This is a genomic window from Anaerotardibacter muris (genome assembly GCF_943192915.1).
GTDB lineage: Bacteria > Actinomycetota > Coriobacteriia > Coriobacteriales > Eggerthellaceae > Anaerotardibacter > Anaerotardibacter muris.
The window spans coordinates 196614-212934 of sequence record NZ_CALPCD010000003.1; the positions used below are offsets into that span (position 1 = coordinate 196614).

17 protein-coding genes are annotated in these 16321 nt (G+C 53.8%); 1 reads left to right on the forward strand and 16 read right to left on the reverse strand.

The features are described from left to right. Positions 1-38: 38 nt before the first annotated feature. Positions 39-1028, forward strand: a complete 990-nt coding sequence (gene pta / locus NFR25_RS04050) for a phosphate acetyltransferase (protein ID WP_251197967.1) — start codon at positions 39-41, stop codon at positions 1026-1028. 16 nt (positions 1029-1044) lie between these two features. Here the strand turns inward: pta and holA are convergent, their stop codons facing one another. The 16 genes from holA to fmt form a co-directional block, all read right to left on the reverse strand. Next, positions 1045-2010 (reverse strand): DNA polymerase III subunit delta, encoded by a 966-nt coding sequence (gene holA, locus NFR25_RS04055; protein WP_251197968.1) that lies wholly within the window; start codon positions 2008-2010, stop codon positions 1045-1047. A 17-nt stretch (positions 2011-2027) separates the two neighbouring features. Continuing rightward, entirely contained in the window at positions 2028-4409 is a 2382-nt protein-coding gene (locus NFR25_RS04060; RefSeq protein ID WP_251197969.1) for a ComEC/Rec2 family competence protein, read from the reverse strand. A gap of 3 nt (positions 4410-4412) precedes the next feature. Then, positions 4413-5129, reverse strand: coding sequence for a ComEA family DNA-binding protein (locus NFR25_RS04065; protein ID WP_251197970.1), 717 nt, complete (start codon positions 5127-5129; stop codon positions 4413-4415). 120 nt (positions 5130-5249) lie between these two features. After that, positions 5250-6461 (reverse strand): tRNA uracil 4-sulfurtransferase ThiI, encoded by a 1212-nt coding sequence (thiI, locus tag NFR25_RS04070; protein WP_251197971.1) that lies wholly within the window; start codon positions 6459-6461, stop codon positions 5250-5252. A 96-nt stretch (positions 6462-6557) separates the two neighbouring features. Beyond that, positions 6558-6815: a DNA-directed RNA polymerase subunit omega gene (locus NFR25_RS04075; RefSeq protein ID WP_251197972.1), complete on the reverse strand. Its 258-nt coding sequence runs from the start codon at positions 6813-6815 to the stop codon at positions 6558-6560. Positions 6816-6824: 9 nt separating this feature from the next. Then, positions 6825-7388 carry a guanylate kinase gene (gmk, locus tag NFR25_RS04080; protein ID WP_251197973.1) on the reverse strand — a complete coding sequence of 188 codons (564 nt, stop codon included), beginning with the start codon at positions 7386-7388 and terminating at the stop codon, positions 6825-6827. 3 nt (positions 7389-7391) lie between these two features. Continuing rightward, the gene (mihF, locus tag NFR25_RS04085) at positions 7392-7700 is read right to left on the reverse strand and encodes an integration host factor, actinobacterial type (protein WP_251197974.1); all 309 of its coding nucleotides are present in this window, start codon (positions 7698-7700) and stop codon (positions 7392-7394) included. 279 nt (positions 7701-7979) lie between these two features. After that, positions 7980-8462, reverse strand: coding sequence for a hypothetical protein (locus tag NFR25_RS04090; RefSeq protein WP_251197975.1), 483 nt, complete (start codon positions 8460-8462; stop codon positions 7980-7982). Between the two features lie 4 nt (positions 8463-8466). After that, on the reverse strand, positions 8467-9177 hold the full coding sequence (gene pyrF / locus NFR25_RS04095) for an orotidine-5'-phosphate decarboxylase (RefSeq protein ID WP_251197976.1): 711 nt from the start codon (positions 9175-9177) through the stop codon (positions 8467-8469). Further along, complete coding sequence (locus NFR25_RS04100) at positions 9171-10085, reverse strand: dihydroorotate dehydrogenase (RefSeq protein WP_251197977.1); 915 nt, start codon at positions 10083-10085, stop codon at positions 9171-9173. The genes pyrF and NFR25_RS04100 overlap by 7 nt, the downstream gene beginning before the upstream one ends. Then, entirely contained in the window at positions 10086-10868 is a 783-nt protein-coding gene (locus NFR25_RS04105) for a dihydroorotate dehydrogenase electron transfer subunit (protein WP_251197978.1), read from the reverse strand. A gap of 81 nt (positions 10869-10949) precedes the next feature. Further along, the gene (locus NFR25_RS04110; protein WP_251197979.1) at positions 10950-12245 is read right to left on the reverse strand and encodes a dihydroorotase; all 1296 of its coding nucleotides are present in this window, start codon (positions 12243-12245) and stop codon (positions 10950-10952) included. Then, positions 12229-13194 carry an aspartate carbamoyltransferase catalytic subunit gene (locus tag NFR25_RS04115; protein WP_251197980.1) on the reverse strand — a complete coding sequence of 322 codons (966 nt, stop codon included), beginning with the start codon at positions 13192-13194 and terminating at the stop codon, positions 12229-12231. The genes NFR25_RS04110 and NFR25_RS04115 overlap by 17 nt, the downstream gene beginning before the upstream one ends. Beyond that, positions 13187-13780: a bifunctional pyr operon transcriptional regulator/uracil phosphoribosyltransferase PyrR gene (pyrR, locus tag NFR25_RS04120; protein ID WP_251197981.1), complete on the reverse strand. Its 594-nt coding sequence runs from the start codon at positions 13778-13780 to the stop codon at positions 13187-13189. The genes NFR25_RS04115 and pyrR overlap by 8 nt, the downstream gene beginning before the upstream one ends. Before the next feature lie 185 nt (positions 13781-13965). Then, the gene (locus NFR25_RS04125; protein WP_251197982.1) at positions 13966-15372 is read right to left on the reverse strand and encodes an RsmB/NOP family class I SAM-dependent RNA methyltransferase; all 1407 of its coding nucleotides are present in this window, start codon (positions 15370-15372) and stop codon (positions 13966-13968) included. Then, positions 15362-16312, reverse strand: a complete 951-nt coding sequence (gene fmt, locus NFR25_RS04130; protein ID WP_251197983.1) for a methionyl-tRNA formyltransferase — start codon at positions 16310-16312, stop codon at positions 15362-15364. The genes NFR25_RS04125 and fmt overlap by 11 nt, the downstream gene beginning before the upstream one ends. Positions 16313-16321 lie beyond the last annotated feature (9 nt).

Here is a 16321-nt window from a genome sequence, read left to right on the forward strand (position 1 = left end):
TCATGATTCAATCAGAAAAACTTACGAAAGGATCATTTATGGCTTCGTTCATTGACTCCCTGATCGAGCGCGCTAAGGCCGACAAGAAGACCATCGTCTTGCCCGAAGGCAACGACGAGCGCATTCTCGAGGCAGCGCAGGAAGTCCTTGCGCAAGACATCGCAAACCTCATCATCATCGGCGATGAAGCAGAGATCGCATCAAAGGGTTACAACCTGGACGGTGCGACCATCATCGATCCTTTGAAGTCCGATAAAGCGGGTGAATTCGCTGAGCTGCTCTACGAACTGCGCAAAGCCAAAGGCATGACCCCCGAAGAGGCTCAGGAGCTTGTGAAGGACCCGATCCATTTCGCTGTGCTGATGATCAAGAGCGGTCTGGCAGATGGCCTGGTCGGTGGCGCTTGCCACGCTACCGTGAAGATCCTTTCGCCTTCACTGAAGATCATCAAGACCGCACCGGGTGAACCCATGGTCAGCTCCTTCTTCATCATGGACACCCCTAATATCGATCTGGGCGAGAATGGTCTGTTCCTCTTCGCTGACTGCGCTCTTGAGATCCAGCCGACCAGCGAAAAGCTCGCACACATCGCGAACCAGACCGACAAGTCCTTCAAGCGTCTCATCGGCGGAGAGCCGCGCATCGCACTGCTCTCCCACTCTTCTCATGGCAGTGCGAAGAACGATGACGCTGACAAGGTCGTGAAAGCAGTAGAGTACATCCGCGAGAATTATCCTGACATCATCGCTGACGGCGAACTTCAGCTCGATGCCGCGATCGTCCCTGAACTGGGCGCTTCCAAGGCTCCGAACTCTCAGGTTGCTGGCAAGGCTAACGTGCTCATATTCCCCGACCTGGATGCTGCGAACATCGGATACAAGCTGGTCCAGCGCTTGGGCAATGCCAAGGCATATGGTCCTGTTCTCCAGGGTCTCGCTGCTCCGGTGAACGATCTGTCTCGTGGTTGTTCTGCCGAAGACGTGGTCGGCGTTATCGCTATCACCTGCGTTCAAGCACAGACAATGTAAATGCGAAGTGCTTGGATCAGTTTCCAAGCACGGTTATGAGCCAATCAAGGTATTCAGCCCGAGGGTCCGTACCGCTCTTCATGGCGCGTTCGGATCCTTGGGCTTTTTTCAGCGCTGCGATCAATTGACCCATCCTCCAACGCTGAGCCTGCTTGTTCAAAGTCTTAAGACGCCATGGAGGCATCTTCATCACACTGGCCACATCCACCCCGCCGCGTGCGTTCAATGCCTTCACGCTGATAAGATCGCGCACACGTGAAACACAAAGCGCGATCAACTGATAAGGAGAGGTCTTCTCCATACGGTTATAAAGATAGATGCAGCGTGAAAGATTCTTCATACCGAACGCATCGAGGAATTCCCAAGGCTTGATCTCTGCCGTATGCGCCACCAACGCGATGACCTCATTCTGATTGACCGGATCATCGCCACGATGAGCGAGTGCGAGCTTCTTGATCTCGTTATCGAGCGAGACGGTATTGGTCCCCACCAGGTCGATGAGCGATGCAGCGGCGCCTTCCGTGAAGGTGACGCCATGGGTGATGGCCATGGAACGTACTGCGGCATTCAGATCCTTCGTCTGAAACGGAGCGCAGTCGATATACGCGGTCTTGCCAAAAGCTCCGACCGCTTTATAGAGTCGCGAATTCTTAGCGAGCTTCTGCGCCACTAGGGCCAAGACGGTGGTCTGCGAAGGCTGCGCCAAATAAGAAACGATCAGCTCCATATCTGCTTTGCGAAGCTTCTCGACATTATCCACCTGCACGAGGCGGACCTCGCTCGCAAATGGCAAGGTGTTGGCGGCAGCTACGATCTCTTCGCCAGTAGCCTTTTCCCCATTGAACACGTCCGAGTTGAACGAAAGTTCACCAAAACTAGCAACGCGCTTGCGCAACCGTTTGATCACGGTCTCGCGCTTGAGCTCATCTTCGCCGCTGATGAGATAGACAGGGAGCAGTTGGTTTTCGTTCTTTGTCGCCATAAGGATATTGTAACGCACTACCCTTCGTGCCGCTCCGTAGAAAGCTCGAGCGTATCAACATCAAAGCAGCAGGTCACATCACCACAAAGATCCGATCGATAATATTGAGAACCTACCGCCATCAACCTATCGAGAGTTTCTTGGGTAGGATGCCCATATGAATTCTTTCCCACCCCAATGAGCGAGACCTTCGGATGCAGGATAGCAGCCACTTCATCATCGAGAGCCTTGCGAGAACCATGATGACCGACCTTATAGATATCGACCGGCTCGAGCAAACCGTCGCTCCCAAGATCCTCAAGCACTTCTGCTTCCGCATCACCGCAAAAGAAAGCAGACCAATCCTCTGCACCATCCTGATCGCAATCGAGCCTGGCATAGAAGCAAATGCTGTCCTCATTGCCGCCATCATGCGTAACGGTCTTGGGGGCAACGATATCGAGCAAGAAATGACCGAACCTGATCTGATCTCCCGTATTCACCTCGATGACCCCATCATCGCCAACGACCTTATGCGCGTCCGCAAGGAAGTTCGCGGTCTTCTTATCTTCAACATCATCGAGCCCTTCAGCTATCACGACCTGCTTCACCGCTACTACGCCGACCAGATCCGTCAGACAACCGCAATGGTCGTCATCGGGATGCGTTATGATCACCGCGTCAAGCTGAGAGATATGATTGCGCGCCAGCGCGGCATAGAGCATCGTTGGGTCGTTGCCCGTGTCGACCAATACCGTCTTCCCTTCGCTCATCAAAGCGAAACTATCGCCCTGCCCTACATTGAGCATGACGATCCGATCCCCTGATGGGGCAGCTCGCACCCCTACGACCACGACAAGCAGCAGCAAGCATCCAGCAATGATCGCGAAGCATCTTCGCATTCTGCGTCCTTTGCCCCTACATCCTTGCTCTTGCCAGGCTTGAGCTGGTCGTTTTGGCTGGGGCCACCACAGCCACAAGATAACTCCTCCTGCCGCAGCGAGAGGTAGCGTGAATTCGAGCGAAGTCGAAACCGGCACCGAAGCCCCTGGGGGTGAAGAAAGTACCGAGATCACTGAGATGAGCCCGCTCGTTGCCCACTGGAGCACCTGCATGACGAAGGGGGCGAAGCAATGAACAGCCAAGCCTATGAAACCCATCATCAACAACACGGTCAAATAAGGGGTTGCGACCAAGTTCGCAATCGGAGAGATAACAGGAATAGTGGAGAATTGCGCTGCACTTATCGGCAATGAGAACATGAGCGCAGAAAGGGTCATGGCAGTAGTTTCTCGTATGAATGTTGGCATCCAAGATGCGATCGTAGCGATCCATTCGTTGATGAGCGGCATGAATAGAACGATACCGAAGGTGGATGACACAGAAAGCTGGAACGAAAGCTGATAGACCACCGAGGGGTCGAACGCCGTCATCAACAATGTTGTTATCCCAAGCGCGGTGAGAGAGGAAGAGCGTCTACGCACCACGAGCGCGAAAAGGGTCACGCCACTCATGATGGCAGCTCGCACGCACGAAACGGGGAAGCCGACCAAGACCAGGTAGAGGAGCAAGAAGAGCGTCTGGATAGCGACCATGGCCTTCGCTGGAAGGCGCAGTCGCCTTAAGATCAAAGCAACGAAACCAGTTACGATGACCAGATGAGCCCCAGACACAGCCACCAGATGAGCAAGACCCACCACTTTGATATCGCGATAGAAACTCGCATCAAAAAGGTCGCGTCTCTCCCCTAGCATGATGGCTCGCAACAATGTCTGTTCTTCTGTTCCCGTACCAACGATATCCAAAAGCTGAGAGCGAAGGCTATAGAGCGGCCCAAGGAGCGAGCTATTGCTGTGCCGTTCGTATTCTTTCAGATTCACCGAAAAGGCAAGACCACGTTGGTCATAATAGCTAAGATATTCATCTTCTGGCACAGAAAGCTGTGCATCCCCTATGAGCACATCGCCCACATAGAGGCGGTCAGATCCTGAAAGGAATAGGAGCACCTGCCTGCCTGAAAAGGAGCCCTCGTCGATGGTCGCACGAACCTGTGAACCGTATGTCGTTGACTTCGAGTCTTCCGTGAGCGTAAAGCTATAGCGTTGGGAAGCGTCATCAGCTTCACTACGAACCTGCTCGAACAGTGCAACCTGAAGTACACCAAGCGCCACGCCAACGATGAGGAACAGCACTATCCAATACACCAAATAGCCGCGCCAAAGCACGATGCCTAACGCAGCGATCAGGGCAACAGACAGACAGGTTAGCGCCAAGACCCCTATCTGATCTCGCTCAACAACCCCCACCAAGATCGAGCTTGCAGCTACGCCCACCAGGCAAGCCAAGGCAATCGCGCATGGTATAGGAATGGATGGACGACTTGCGTGAAAGACCGCCTTCTCCTGATGTCTACGCTCCACGATCTAGACCGTGATCGAGTCTTTTATGGCTTCATATTTCTTATCCCCGATACCAGAAACGCGTATGATGTCCTTCTTGCTCTTGAACGGCCCATTCTTCTCGCGATCAGCGATGATCTTCTGTGCGGTTGATTCCCCGATACCAGAGAGCGTCGTGAGCGTAGCAGCATCAGCAGTATTGATATTCACCAACGTCTGGCCACTCGAAGCGTTCGCGGTGCTGACAGCGCTTGCACTCGAAGCGCTTCCTGATGTCGAAGAGGTCACGTCATTCTTCGAGGCGACCACTATCTGCTCTCCATCCTGGATCACGCGCGCTAGGTTCACGCTTCCCTCAACGGCATCGCTGGTCATACCGCCAGCAGCAGCCACCGCTTCCTGGATGCGGCTCCCTTGAGCAACTTCATACAGACCAGGATTCTTCACTGCCCCCACGATGTGCACTGAAATGGTCACCGGATCAGCATCAGCATCATTCTGGTCATCAACCTGTTCATCATGAGATGAGATGGTCAAGCCATCATCAGGATCATTTTCCCAAGAGCTCTGAGCAGAACCGTCGATGAGGTGCGTGTCGCCAGTACAAAGCTGCCAGAGCCCTTGGAATAGGACGAAAAGGAGTACTGCGCCAAGAAGAGCAAGGCCAACACGGAGCGGGACCGGAATATCCTGCAGGTGCAGTTTAGATTTGAGACTATCGACATCGTCGACAAAAGACATGGCACAACCTCCTTGCATCAAAGCATAGGAGGTTCATCTCAATTAAATTTGAACTTTATCTGAACTCGATCTGATGAAAATCTGACATCCCGGCATGCAGGTAAGCCACGAAGAGGGGCGCTAGTCCACGGTCTTGGGCGGCCGATAGGATGGGCAGCGATAGTCGTGTACCTCAAGGCAATCCATCACCTCGTCGATCCACGCATCGATCGGAAGCCCTTCTTCCGCCTTCATGACCACGGGTAATTTCGCATGGGTCTCAGGATTGCGTGGCATGTAGAGCGTGCAGCAATCAGGAGCGTCTTGAGAGGATATCTCGAAGGTGCCGATCGCTTCAGCCTCTTCAATGATCTCGACCTTGTCAGAACCGATGAGCGGACGAAGAACAGGGAGCGTGACCGCTGCATTGGTGCACAGGATGTTGTCGAGCGTCTGCGATGCGACCTGACCTAAGCTCTCCCCTGTGACGAGCGCTTTTGCCCCCTCGAATTCCGCTACACGCTGAGCGATCCTGTACATGAAACGACGATAGAGCACGATGCGCAGAGATGCTGGAGCCTCTTCAGCGATCCGGCGCTGATATTCACCGATAGGAGCTATGTATAAGCGCGCGAAACACCCCGTGCGCTCGAGCACATGAGCGATATCATCGACCAAGAATTCGCTGGTATCGAGCGTTTCAGGGCGCCCCGAGAAATGCACTCCGATAGGAATAGCACCACGACGCGCGATACGCCAGGTAGCCACTGGCGAATCGATGCCTGAGGACATGAGCGACACTACCTTGCCTGCAGTGCCAACAGGTAAACCTCCCACGCCCACAACGCTATGCGCATAGATATAGCAGTGTCCCTGGATCACCTCGACGCGGACTTCAACATCGGGATTCTTCATCAGCACTTTCTTATCTTGGAATGCGCGACAGAGCGCCGCTCCGACCAGCTGATTGAGCTGCATCGAATCGATCTCGAAATCGGTATGATTGCGACGCGCCTGAACCTTGAACGTCTCGAAATGCGGAACATCCGAAAGCGCCTGGATGGCGGTATCGTACATCACTTCAAGATCCTGCTCGCAGCGATAACCGCACGAAACGCGCGCCACTCCAGGGATACCAGCGACCAGGTCTACGAGCTCGCACGACTGCTCATATGTTGCTTCAACATCTTCGAACAAGCAGATGCGACCCGATATGCGCTGAATACGCGCAATAGGAGCATCGCCTAATACTGCCTTGATATTGGTAACGAGCTGTTTTTCGAAATGGGCGCGATTCTTACCCTTGAGGCCGATCTCGTGATAATGAACAAGGCATACACGCTGAAGTGCCATGGTGCTCCTTAGGATGCGAATGACTGCGGACAAAGAAAAAGCTTGGGCAAAGCACAACGCCCTGACCCAAGCTCAAGATCTAGAAGAGGAAGATCGTTAGTTCTGTGGTTCGATCGAATCTTCAGTATATGAGACATCGCCACTGGCGATCTCGTCGAAAGCGAGAGAAAGAGGACGACGATTCGCTGCACGTGCGATATCCACGGCCGTCTGAAGCTGGATCGCGCGATTGCGCTGGCCACGCATCATCTCGTTGATATCCTGTGCGCGCTTCGATGCGACAGCACACAGCAAGAAACGGTCGTTGTCGGTTTCGTTCAACAGAACATCGATTTTCGGTTCAATGATACTCATAAGAATCCTTTATTGATCGTTGCAGCTTTCAATATATGCCACGAGCTGCTCATAAGCAGCTTCGACATCTTCATTTACCAGCTGAACATCATACTCCTTTTTTGCCGAAAGCTCCAGCAAAGCAGTGTCGAGACGCTTATTTATCTGCTCTTCGGTCTCCGTATTGCGACCGCGAAGCCTTCGCTCCAATTCCTCGAGCGAAGGAGGTTCGATAAAAATAAGATGCGCGTCAGGCATTATCTGCTTAACCTGTCGCGCACCTTGGACATCAATTTCCAGAATGACCTGCTCGCCACGAGCGATAGCTTCATCGACGTAACGCTTGATCGTTCCATAGTATTTTCCGTGTACGAGCGCATGCTCAAGAAAGCCATCCTCTGCAAGGATGTTCTTGAACGATTCTTCGGAAAGAAAATGGTAGTCCACACCATCTTCTTCGCCCGGACGCGGAGTTCGAGTAGTCGCAGAAATGGAAACCTTTATATCAGGGTTTCGCTGAGTGAGGAGAGAGATGAGCGTTCCCTTTCCAGCACCCGAAGGCCCTGATACAACGAAGAGATTTCCTTGGGGCATGACTTAAGCGAAACGCTCGATGAGTGCTTGCCTCTGGCGCTCGCCCAGACCCTTCAGACGACGGGATTCTGCGATCTCGAGTTCTGCCATTGCCTTTTCAGCCTTGGTCTTACCGTAACCAGGAAGGGTCTCGATGAGTGCAGAAACCTTCATACGGCCAACGATAGGATCGTCACGCATGTCAAGAACTTGCTCGAGCGTGAGCTGACCTTGCTTCAGTTTCTCTCGAACTTCTGCGCGCTTCGCGCGAGCGATCTTCGCCTTTTCGAGAGCTGCTTGCCTCTCTTCTGGGGAAAGCTGTGGTACAGGCATCTTGATTCTCCTTTTGTCTTATTCAGACGTACAGTATTCCAGGAATAAGCATGCTTATTCCTGTACAAATAGTATAGCTTTTATGAAGGAAAACTCCATATAAACTTTTATTTAAGATTCTGATCGGTCATTTTTAAAAATCAATTCATGAACAGGTGTTTTTCAAGATATCATCTGAAACGATCAAGAATTTTTTTCAAACAAGGTCATCGATCTTCAATAGTCTATTGAAAGAATCTCTCCTGTTTCCTGCTTCGAAGACCGAACAGAAAAAGGCGCTTACGAAAAGCGCAAAACAGGGTAGAAATGCTCATCAAGCGGAGCTGCATCACCGATCGCAGCAAGTGCGATCGCGCCAGCGTTCTTTCCTTTGTTCTCAGCGATGATGTCGACCATATCCTCCAAAGAGGTGCCTTCATCCACGACCACATCGACCATGAGCACGTTCTCGCCCTTCTTGATGGTGTAGCCATTCGCCAGACCTTCGCCATTCTCAAGGTCCGCGTAAGCAAAGCGTGCCCAAGCAGCTGTAGCGAGCGCATACGCGAAGAGCTTTGATGCCTCGTTGGATGCGAGCACCACATCGAACTTATGGTCACGCGGAAGCTGCTGGAGCGCCTCTACTGCGATGCGATTGGTGACGATCGGGTCTTCGACCAGACGAAAACTATCGATCTGGATAGCGTCAGGTTCAACAGAATCGACATCCGCTGGGAGCGCATTCATGCGCTGCAGCAGATCGATGATCTCAGCACGTTCCATAGATCTAGAGTCCTTTCACGATTGATTCGAAAGCTTCAGCAGGATCAGCGGCAGCAGTGATAGGGCGACCGATGACCAGATGCGAAGCACCGTTATCGAAAGCTTGGCGTGGAGTAGCAACGCGGCTTTGATCGTCCAAGCTTGCACCCACAGGGCGCACACCAGGGGTGACGATGTAAGCCTCACGCCCTAATTCTTTGCGAAGCATCGCAGCTTCTTGCGGAGAAGCGACCACACCCGTAAGGCCTGCAGTCTGAGCTTGCTGAGCGAGCGTTCGTACTTGGTCTGGCAAACTACGCGTAACGCCCGTGAGCTCCAAGTCTTCTTCGCTCATAGAAGTGAGCACGGTGATACCGAGCGTGATGACGTCTGGGCGACCTGCTTCGATAAGACCGTCCACCGCCGAGCGCATCATCTCCAACCCACCGATGGTGTGGAGAGTGAACATATCCGCACCTGCGCGCGCAACGCTCGTGGCCGCACCGTAGACCTGGTAAGGGATGTCATGGAACTTCAGGTCGACGAATACATTGAAGCCCATATCCTTGAGCTTGGCGATGATCTGTGGACCTTCCTGATAATAGAGCGTCATGCCTACTTTCAACCACGCGGCTCTACCTTGGAGCGACCGCGCGATGGCAAGCGCCTCTTCCCCACTGCAGTCAAGCGCTACGATGATACGCTCGCGTTCGGGGATAGCTGTGAAATCTAACAATTCAACTCTCCGATCAATTCGTTGATATCCTTCACTCCTTGGTTGGCGCAGAACGACTCGATCCCTGAGACCACTTCAAGAGCCGATTGGGGGTTCATGAAGTTCGCTGTACCCACCGCCACTGCGCTTGCGCCGGCAAGTATGAATTCTATCGCATCAAGCCCAGTGCAGATACCGCCCATTCCCAAGATGGGTATGTTCACGGCCTGATGAACCTGCCACACCATGCGTAATGCCACCGGCTTGACCGCAGGACCAGACAAGCCACCGACCACACGCGCCAGGATAGGCTTTCGCTTATAAGGATCGATCGCCATACCGAGCAGCGTATTGATGAGCGAAACCGCATCAGCACCTGCGGCTTCGACTGCGCGTGCGATCTCGGTGATATCGGTGACATTAGGGGTGAGCTTCACGATCATAGGACGCTTGGTCTGCGCACGACACGCACTGACCACCTCGGCCGCCACCCGAGGATCCGTACCGAAGGTAAGACCGCCACGATCAACATTAGGGCAGGAGATGTTTATCTCGTAGGCATCGATCCCCTCATGCGCTTCGAGCGCCTCGACAACTGCCTGATACTCATCAACGCTATGGCCTGAAACATTCACGATCACCTTGGTGTCCTGCTCTTTTAGCCACGGAAGATCCTTCTTGACGAAAGCATCGACACCAGGATTTTGAAGACCGATGGAATTGAGCATACCGGAAGGCGTTTCAGCAATGCGCGGAGTATCGTTGCCTTGCCAACCATCGAGCGAAACACCTTTCGTGGTGATGGCTCCAAGCTTGCCTACATCGAAGAACTGAGCATATTCCTTGCCGGATGCGAAAGTGCCCGATGCAGTGGTGACCGGATTCTTCATCATCAGACCGCCGAGGTTCACTTGAGTATTGATATCCATTTACCACACCACCTTCGCTGCATCGAAGATCGGACCATCCACGCATGAGCGCTTATATCCATCTACGGTATTGACCACGCACGACAAACATGCGCCAATACCACAAGCCATGCGCTTCTCGAGCGAAACCCGCGCGGGGATATTCGAATCGAGCGCGATATCGGAAACTATCTTCATCATAGGCTCAGGGCCGCAGCAAGCAACCAGACCATACTGCTTCGACTTGGCCAGTTCACTGACCACGCCCGTACAGAATCCGTGATAACCGTATGAGCCATCGTCGGTGGCACAGTAAGGTTCGACTCCCAGCAGTTCTTCGTAAGCTTCGCGAGCAACGAGCGCATCCTTATTCTGCGCACCGAGCACCACATCGACTTGCTTTCCTGCAGCGACCAACTGTTGCGCATAGACGAACAAAGGTGCCGCACCTACGCCACCTGCAACGAGCAAGAGCCTATCGTTGCCTTCTGGAACTTCCCAGCAGTTGCCTACCGGACCGATGATGTCCACCGAGAAAGGTGCTTCGAGCGCTGCGAGATGCTGCGTGCCTGCACCGACCGTTTGGTAGAGCACGCTCATGGTGCCTGCAGCTTCATCAACTTGATACACCGAGAAAGGGCGGCGCAAGATGCGCGCATCCATACCAGGGATCTGCACATGGATGAACTGCCCAGGACCCATCGCACAAGCTATCTCGCGCGACTGGATATCGAGCAAGAAAAGATTATCAGCGAGCTTACGGTTCGCCACTACCGTGCCGCTACGCTGGAGTATTTCGCACATATGAACTCCTTCAGGAAACTCGATGTTCCCATTATAAGGTGGTCTTTCGGGACCATGCCCGTACGATCGAGCGACCGAACATCAAGCAGTGACCACGCCATCTTCGAGCGTGAGCTTGCCCTTGCAGAACACATCAGTGGGCTTGCCGATAAGCTCGAACCCGATGAAGGGACTATTCTGCGACTTCGAATACATACCGTCGGCTTCCACTGTCCATTTCGCCGCAGGATCGAACACGGTGATATCGGCAGTACTACCAGGCTCGAGCGTTACCTGCTCGATACGCAAGATCTTACGTGGATTGATGCACATCAGTTCGACCATGCGGTTCAGATCGATATGACCCGCTTCCACAAGATAGGTGTTCACGATGCCGAGCGAGGTCTCAAGACCCGTGATGCCGAAAGGCGCCAGCTCGAATTCCCGTTCCTTTTCGAATGCTGCATGCGGCGCATGATCGGTCGCGATCACATCTACCGTGCCGTCCTTCACCGCTTCGATGAGCGCCGCATTGTCGGCTTTGGAGCGTAGCGGCGGGTTCATCTTCAAGTTCGTATCGTAGGTGGTAGTGATGTCTTCATCGCACAAGACGAGATGATGAGGGGTCGCTTCACACGTGACCGCCACGCCACGCGCTTTGCCATCGCGCACCAGATCAAGACCGTGTGCTGTAGTGAGATGCTGGATATGGATCGGGCAGCCCGTAAGCTCAGAGAGCACGATATCACGCTGGATCTGGACCTCTTCACCAGCCGCAGGCCAGCCCGCAAGGCCAAGCTTGGTAGAGACGGGGCCTTCATTCACCTGGCCTTTCCCTACCAGTCCATCATCCTGGCAGTGGCTCATGATGACCTTATCGAACATCTTGGCATAATCCATCACACGTCGCATCATGCCCGCATCCTGGATGCCGCGGCCATCATCAGTGAACGCTGCTGCGCCATGAGCGACCATGTCACCCATCTCTGCCAGAGATTCGCCTGCAAGCCCCTTGGTGCATGCACCGGCCGGATGGACCGTGCAATGGCCTGCCTCATTCGCTTTATCGATCACGTAGTCGATGATAGCTGCTTCATCGGTAACAGGATTCGTATTCGCCATGGAGCAAATATCCGTGAAACCACCATGAGCAGCTGCAGCAGTTCCCGTTTCGATGGCCTCTTTGTATTCGAAGCCAGGGTCGCGCAGATGCACATGAACATCCACCAGACCAGGTATCGCAACACAACCTTCGCGTTCGAGCACGATCATGTCCTCTGTTGGCGCGATGGATGCTTCGACCTGGGCGATAACGCCATCTTCGATCACGATATCGCGCTGAACATCCAAGCCGATAGCAGGATCGACCGCTCGTACTCCTTTAAGCAGATATTTCATCGTTTGCTCCTCCTAGCAACAGGTAGATGAGCGCCATACGTACGCAGACACCCGAGAAGACCTGATCGGTGATGACCGAATGCGATCCATCGGCCATATAGCTGTCCAATTCGACACCACGATTGATCGGACCTGGATGGCAGATGATCGCGTCTTGCTTCATGAGCGGCTCACGCTCCTTGGTAAGCCCATAGAGCAGGTGATATTCTCGCAAGCTCGGGAATGGAGCTTCTTCGAGACGCTCCATCTGGATGCGGAGCATATAGACTACGTCCAGATCTGGAAGCGCTTCATCCAAGTTCGCGGTCACGTGCGCCGCACCCAATACCTCAGGACACGCAGGCAGCATGGTCGCTGGCGCGATGAGCGTGACCTCAGCACCTAATTTTGCCAGCGCAGGCACGAGCGAGCCACATACACGCGAATGAACGATATCGCCCACGATGCCCACCTTCAGGCCATCGAAGGACCCTTTCTTCTTCCAGATGGTATAGAGGTCGAGCAGTGCTTGCGTAGGATGCTGATGCTTGCCATCGCCCGCGTCGATGACCGCTGCATTGGTATGCTGCGAGACGATATAGGGGGTACCTGCGTACTTGTGGCGCACGATGAACATATCGACCTTCATGGAGTCCAGGGTCTTGATAGTGTCGACCAGGCTCTCTCCTTTCACGGTCGAAGAAGCCGATCCGCCAGCGTTCACGGTATCGCAGGAAAGGCGTTTCTCTGCCAACTCGAAGGACCCCCGCGTACGCGTTGAAGGCTCGAGGAACAGATTGCATACGGTCTTGCCGCGCAGGGCTGGAACCTTCTTGATGGTGCGTTCGTTCACTTCCTCGAACATCTTGGCGTAATTCAACACGGTCATGATGTCTTCGGCTGAAAGCTCATCGATCGAGAGCAGGTCCTTATGGTCGAAGACCTTGTTCTTATTCGCTGCTCTATTCATGATCGCCACCGATCGGAGCGGAACCGATACGCTCACCAGGATTGATGCGCGTGATGGTAACGCTCGAGTAGCCGTCCACATCCTTCAGATGAAGGCGGACGTTCTCATTTGCGGCAGAAGGTACGTTCTTGCCGACGAAATCCGCACGGATGGGTAGCTCGCGATGACCGCGATCGACCAAGATAGCCAACTGGATGCGTGCGGGTCTACCGAAATCCATCAGCGCATCGAGCGCAGCGCGGATGGTACGACCCGTGAACAGCACGTCATCGACAAGGACGATGGTCTTATTATCGATATTGAAAAGGATATCGGTGCCTCTGAGCTGCGGGAAATTCATGATGCACGTATCATCGCGATAGAGGCTGATGTCAAGAGAGCCCACAGGAACGTGGATCCCTTCGATCTGATAGATTATCTCAGCTAGTTTGCGGGCAAGGATATCGCCACGCGTGAGGATCCCTACGAGCGCAAGGTTCTCTCCACCTTTGTTCTGCTCGAGGATCTGATGAGCCATGCGCACGAGCGTACGATCGATCTCGTTCTCGTCCATCACGCATGCCTGATCCGATTCGCTTCGTTGCATACACACTCCTAACATGATCGAGTGCGCACAGAAGACCGGCACGAAAATGCCTTACGAAGATAGGTTGTTGCCTTCTCGGTCTCTCTGTACCGCCATTAAAGGACTGCTCTCATTAAAGCACTATGCACCTGCGCGGTCTAGTCTTTTCGGCTGGAGTCGCGCAGGTGGCAGTCGCAGATTCTTGACTATCGGGCCTTACGCCTGAGCAAGGCAGCGAAATGCAGGTCGGGGCCATGAGGCGTGATAGGGGTATTGAAGAATACTGTTCCATCGGCCCCAATAGCAACAGTTTCGAATACCGCTCCCACGGAAGAACCCAAGAAGCGCTCGATCACCTGCTCGTTCTCTTCCTTGAAGATGGTGCACGTAGAATAGAGCAGCGAACCTTCAGGCTTCACCAGTGTGCAAGCTTGCTCGAGCATCGCTTGACCGATCTTGGCAAGCGATGTGGAATCCTCTTCGCCAAGGCGTGCTTTGATCTCAGGGTGGCGGCGTAAGGTACCAACCCCTGTGCAGGGCGCATCGATGAACACAAGATCGAAGGTTCCTGGTTCTTGCGGGAACGGCGTAGTGGCATCATGAACGAGCGCCTGGGTGATGGTCCCGCCTGCACGCTCTATGCGCGCTTCAAGCTGCTCGATCTTCTTCGGTTTCACATCTACGACCTCATAGGCCTCGAAAGACACGCCGCGCAGCGCACAAAGGCTCTGCAGCTGAAGCGTCTTCGTGCCGCGGCCAGCCCCTATCTCGAGCACGCGCGCATTCGTTCGCGGAACAAGGCTTGCGGCAAGCGAGGTGATGCTCTGTGCAGAAAGATCCGAAACAACGATCTTATCTTCTTCGAGCAGGGTAAGAAACGCTGGATCGCCCACGTTGCCACGATCGACAAGCTGAAAGATAGCAGCTTGATCTGGGCTATCCAGCGCAATGAGCGATTCGCAGGTATTGAATTCGATCTTGGCAGCTTCCAGGAAGCGAACAAGTTCGCCACTTGTCATCCTACAAGCGTTCGGTGTGAACCATATGGGTGCCGCCTGAAGCGATCCTCTCATCAAACTAAGCGCATTGTTCGTGCCGATATCTTTCTCGATCGCACGAGAGAGCCACGCAGGAAATCCATAGTAGAGCGTAGCGGCTTCGAGCGAGCATGTCGGGTCGCCGTAAGGGAATCGAGACCTCTCTTCCACGATGCGATGCAAGACGAAGTTCGCAACACCCGTTGCGCGCGGGGCTACCTGACGAACCAGCTCAACACCCTGGTCTACCGCAGCGTGTTCTTCTTTGCCAAGATAAAGGATCTCGTAAGCGGCAATGCGCAATGCATCGCGCACGTCATCTTTGATATCTCGAGGAGAACGAAGCACCTCATCGATGACAGCATCAAGTGTGGTTTGCAACGAAACCACACCTTGAGCGAGCAGATGCGCAAAAGCTCTATCTGACGCTTCAAGCTGAAATCGAGAGAATATCTGCGGTGCAAGCCCTGACAGATAGGCATTTTGTTCGCGCACGGCCCTTGCCAATGCAAGAGCTGCTCTTCGAGCAGGAGTTGCCTTCGATGCATCACGGGCGTGCCTACGCTTAGTTGTCATGAGTGCTCCATGAAACATCGCCGCGCTTCACGCCTTGCAAGCCAGCTGCGAAATCGCGCGCGAGCATCTGCTTCTTTCCTGCAGGGTGCACCTCGAGCACTTCAAGAGCGCCATTACTGAATCCAAGATAGAGCTTCTTGGCAACGAAAAGAACTTGACCAGCTGCGATATCCTGCACCTGATCAGGGGGGTCCACTGGCAGAGCAGCCTTGACCAGCGTTATTTCTTTTCCGCCTATAACGCACTTCGCGGGATGATTCTCGCTCGATGCGCGTACTGCACGAAGCGCTGCATCGCGCTGCATTTCAGGCACCAGGTCAAGTTCGCCCTTCTCGATCTTATGCGCGTAGGTGACCTGAGCTTCGTCCTGAACGGTCCAGGCGATGTTACCCGCCTCAAGACCATCCAAAGCCTCGATGAGCGCTTCGCCACCCAGCTCAGCTAAAGCTTCCGTGAATTCAGGCGCAGTCTGACCATGGTTAGGGACTGCCTTCACCAAGCAAAAATCGCCCGTATCCAAACCAGCTTCCATATGCATGATGCATACACCAAGCTGTGCATCATCAGCCAAAATCGCACGTTCGATAGGAGCGGCACCGCGCCAGCGTGGCAACAAAGAACCATGAACATTCAGGCAGCCATATCTTGGCAGATCGATAACCTCTTCGGGCAGCAAGACTCCGTAAGCAGCCACGCACACCACGTCAGGTTCAAGGCTCTTGAGCTGATTAAGAGCATCATTGTCCTTGAAAGTCGCATATTCGAATACCGGGATGTCGTGATCGAGGGCGCACATCTTCACAGGGCTTGGGTCAAGCTTCTTGCCGCGGGAGCGGACCGCATCAGGCTGAGTGAATACGCCAACCACATCCTTGGACTGAGCCAGACGCTCAAGGATGATGGCCGCAAAACGCGGAGTTCCCATGAATACGATGCGCATGACGTTGTG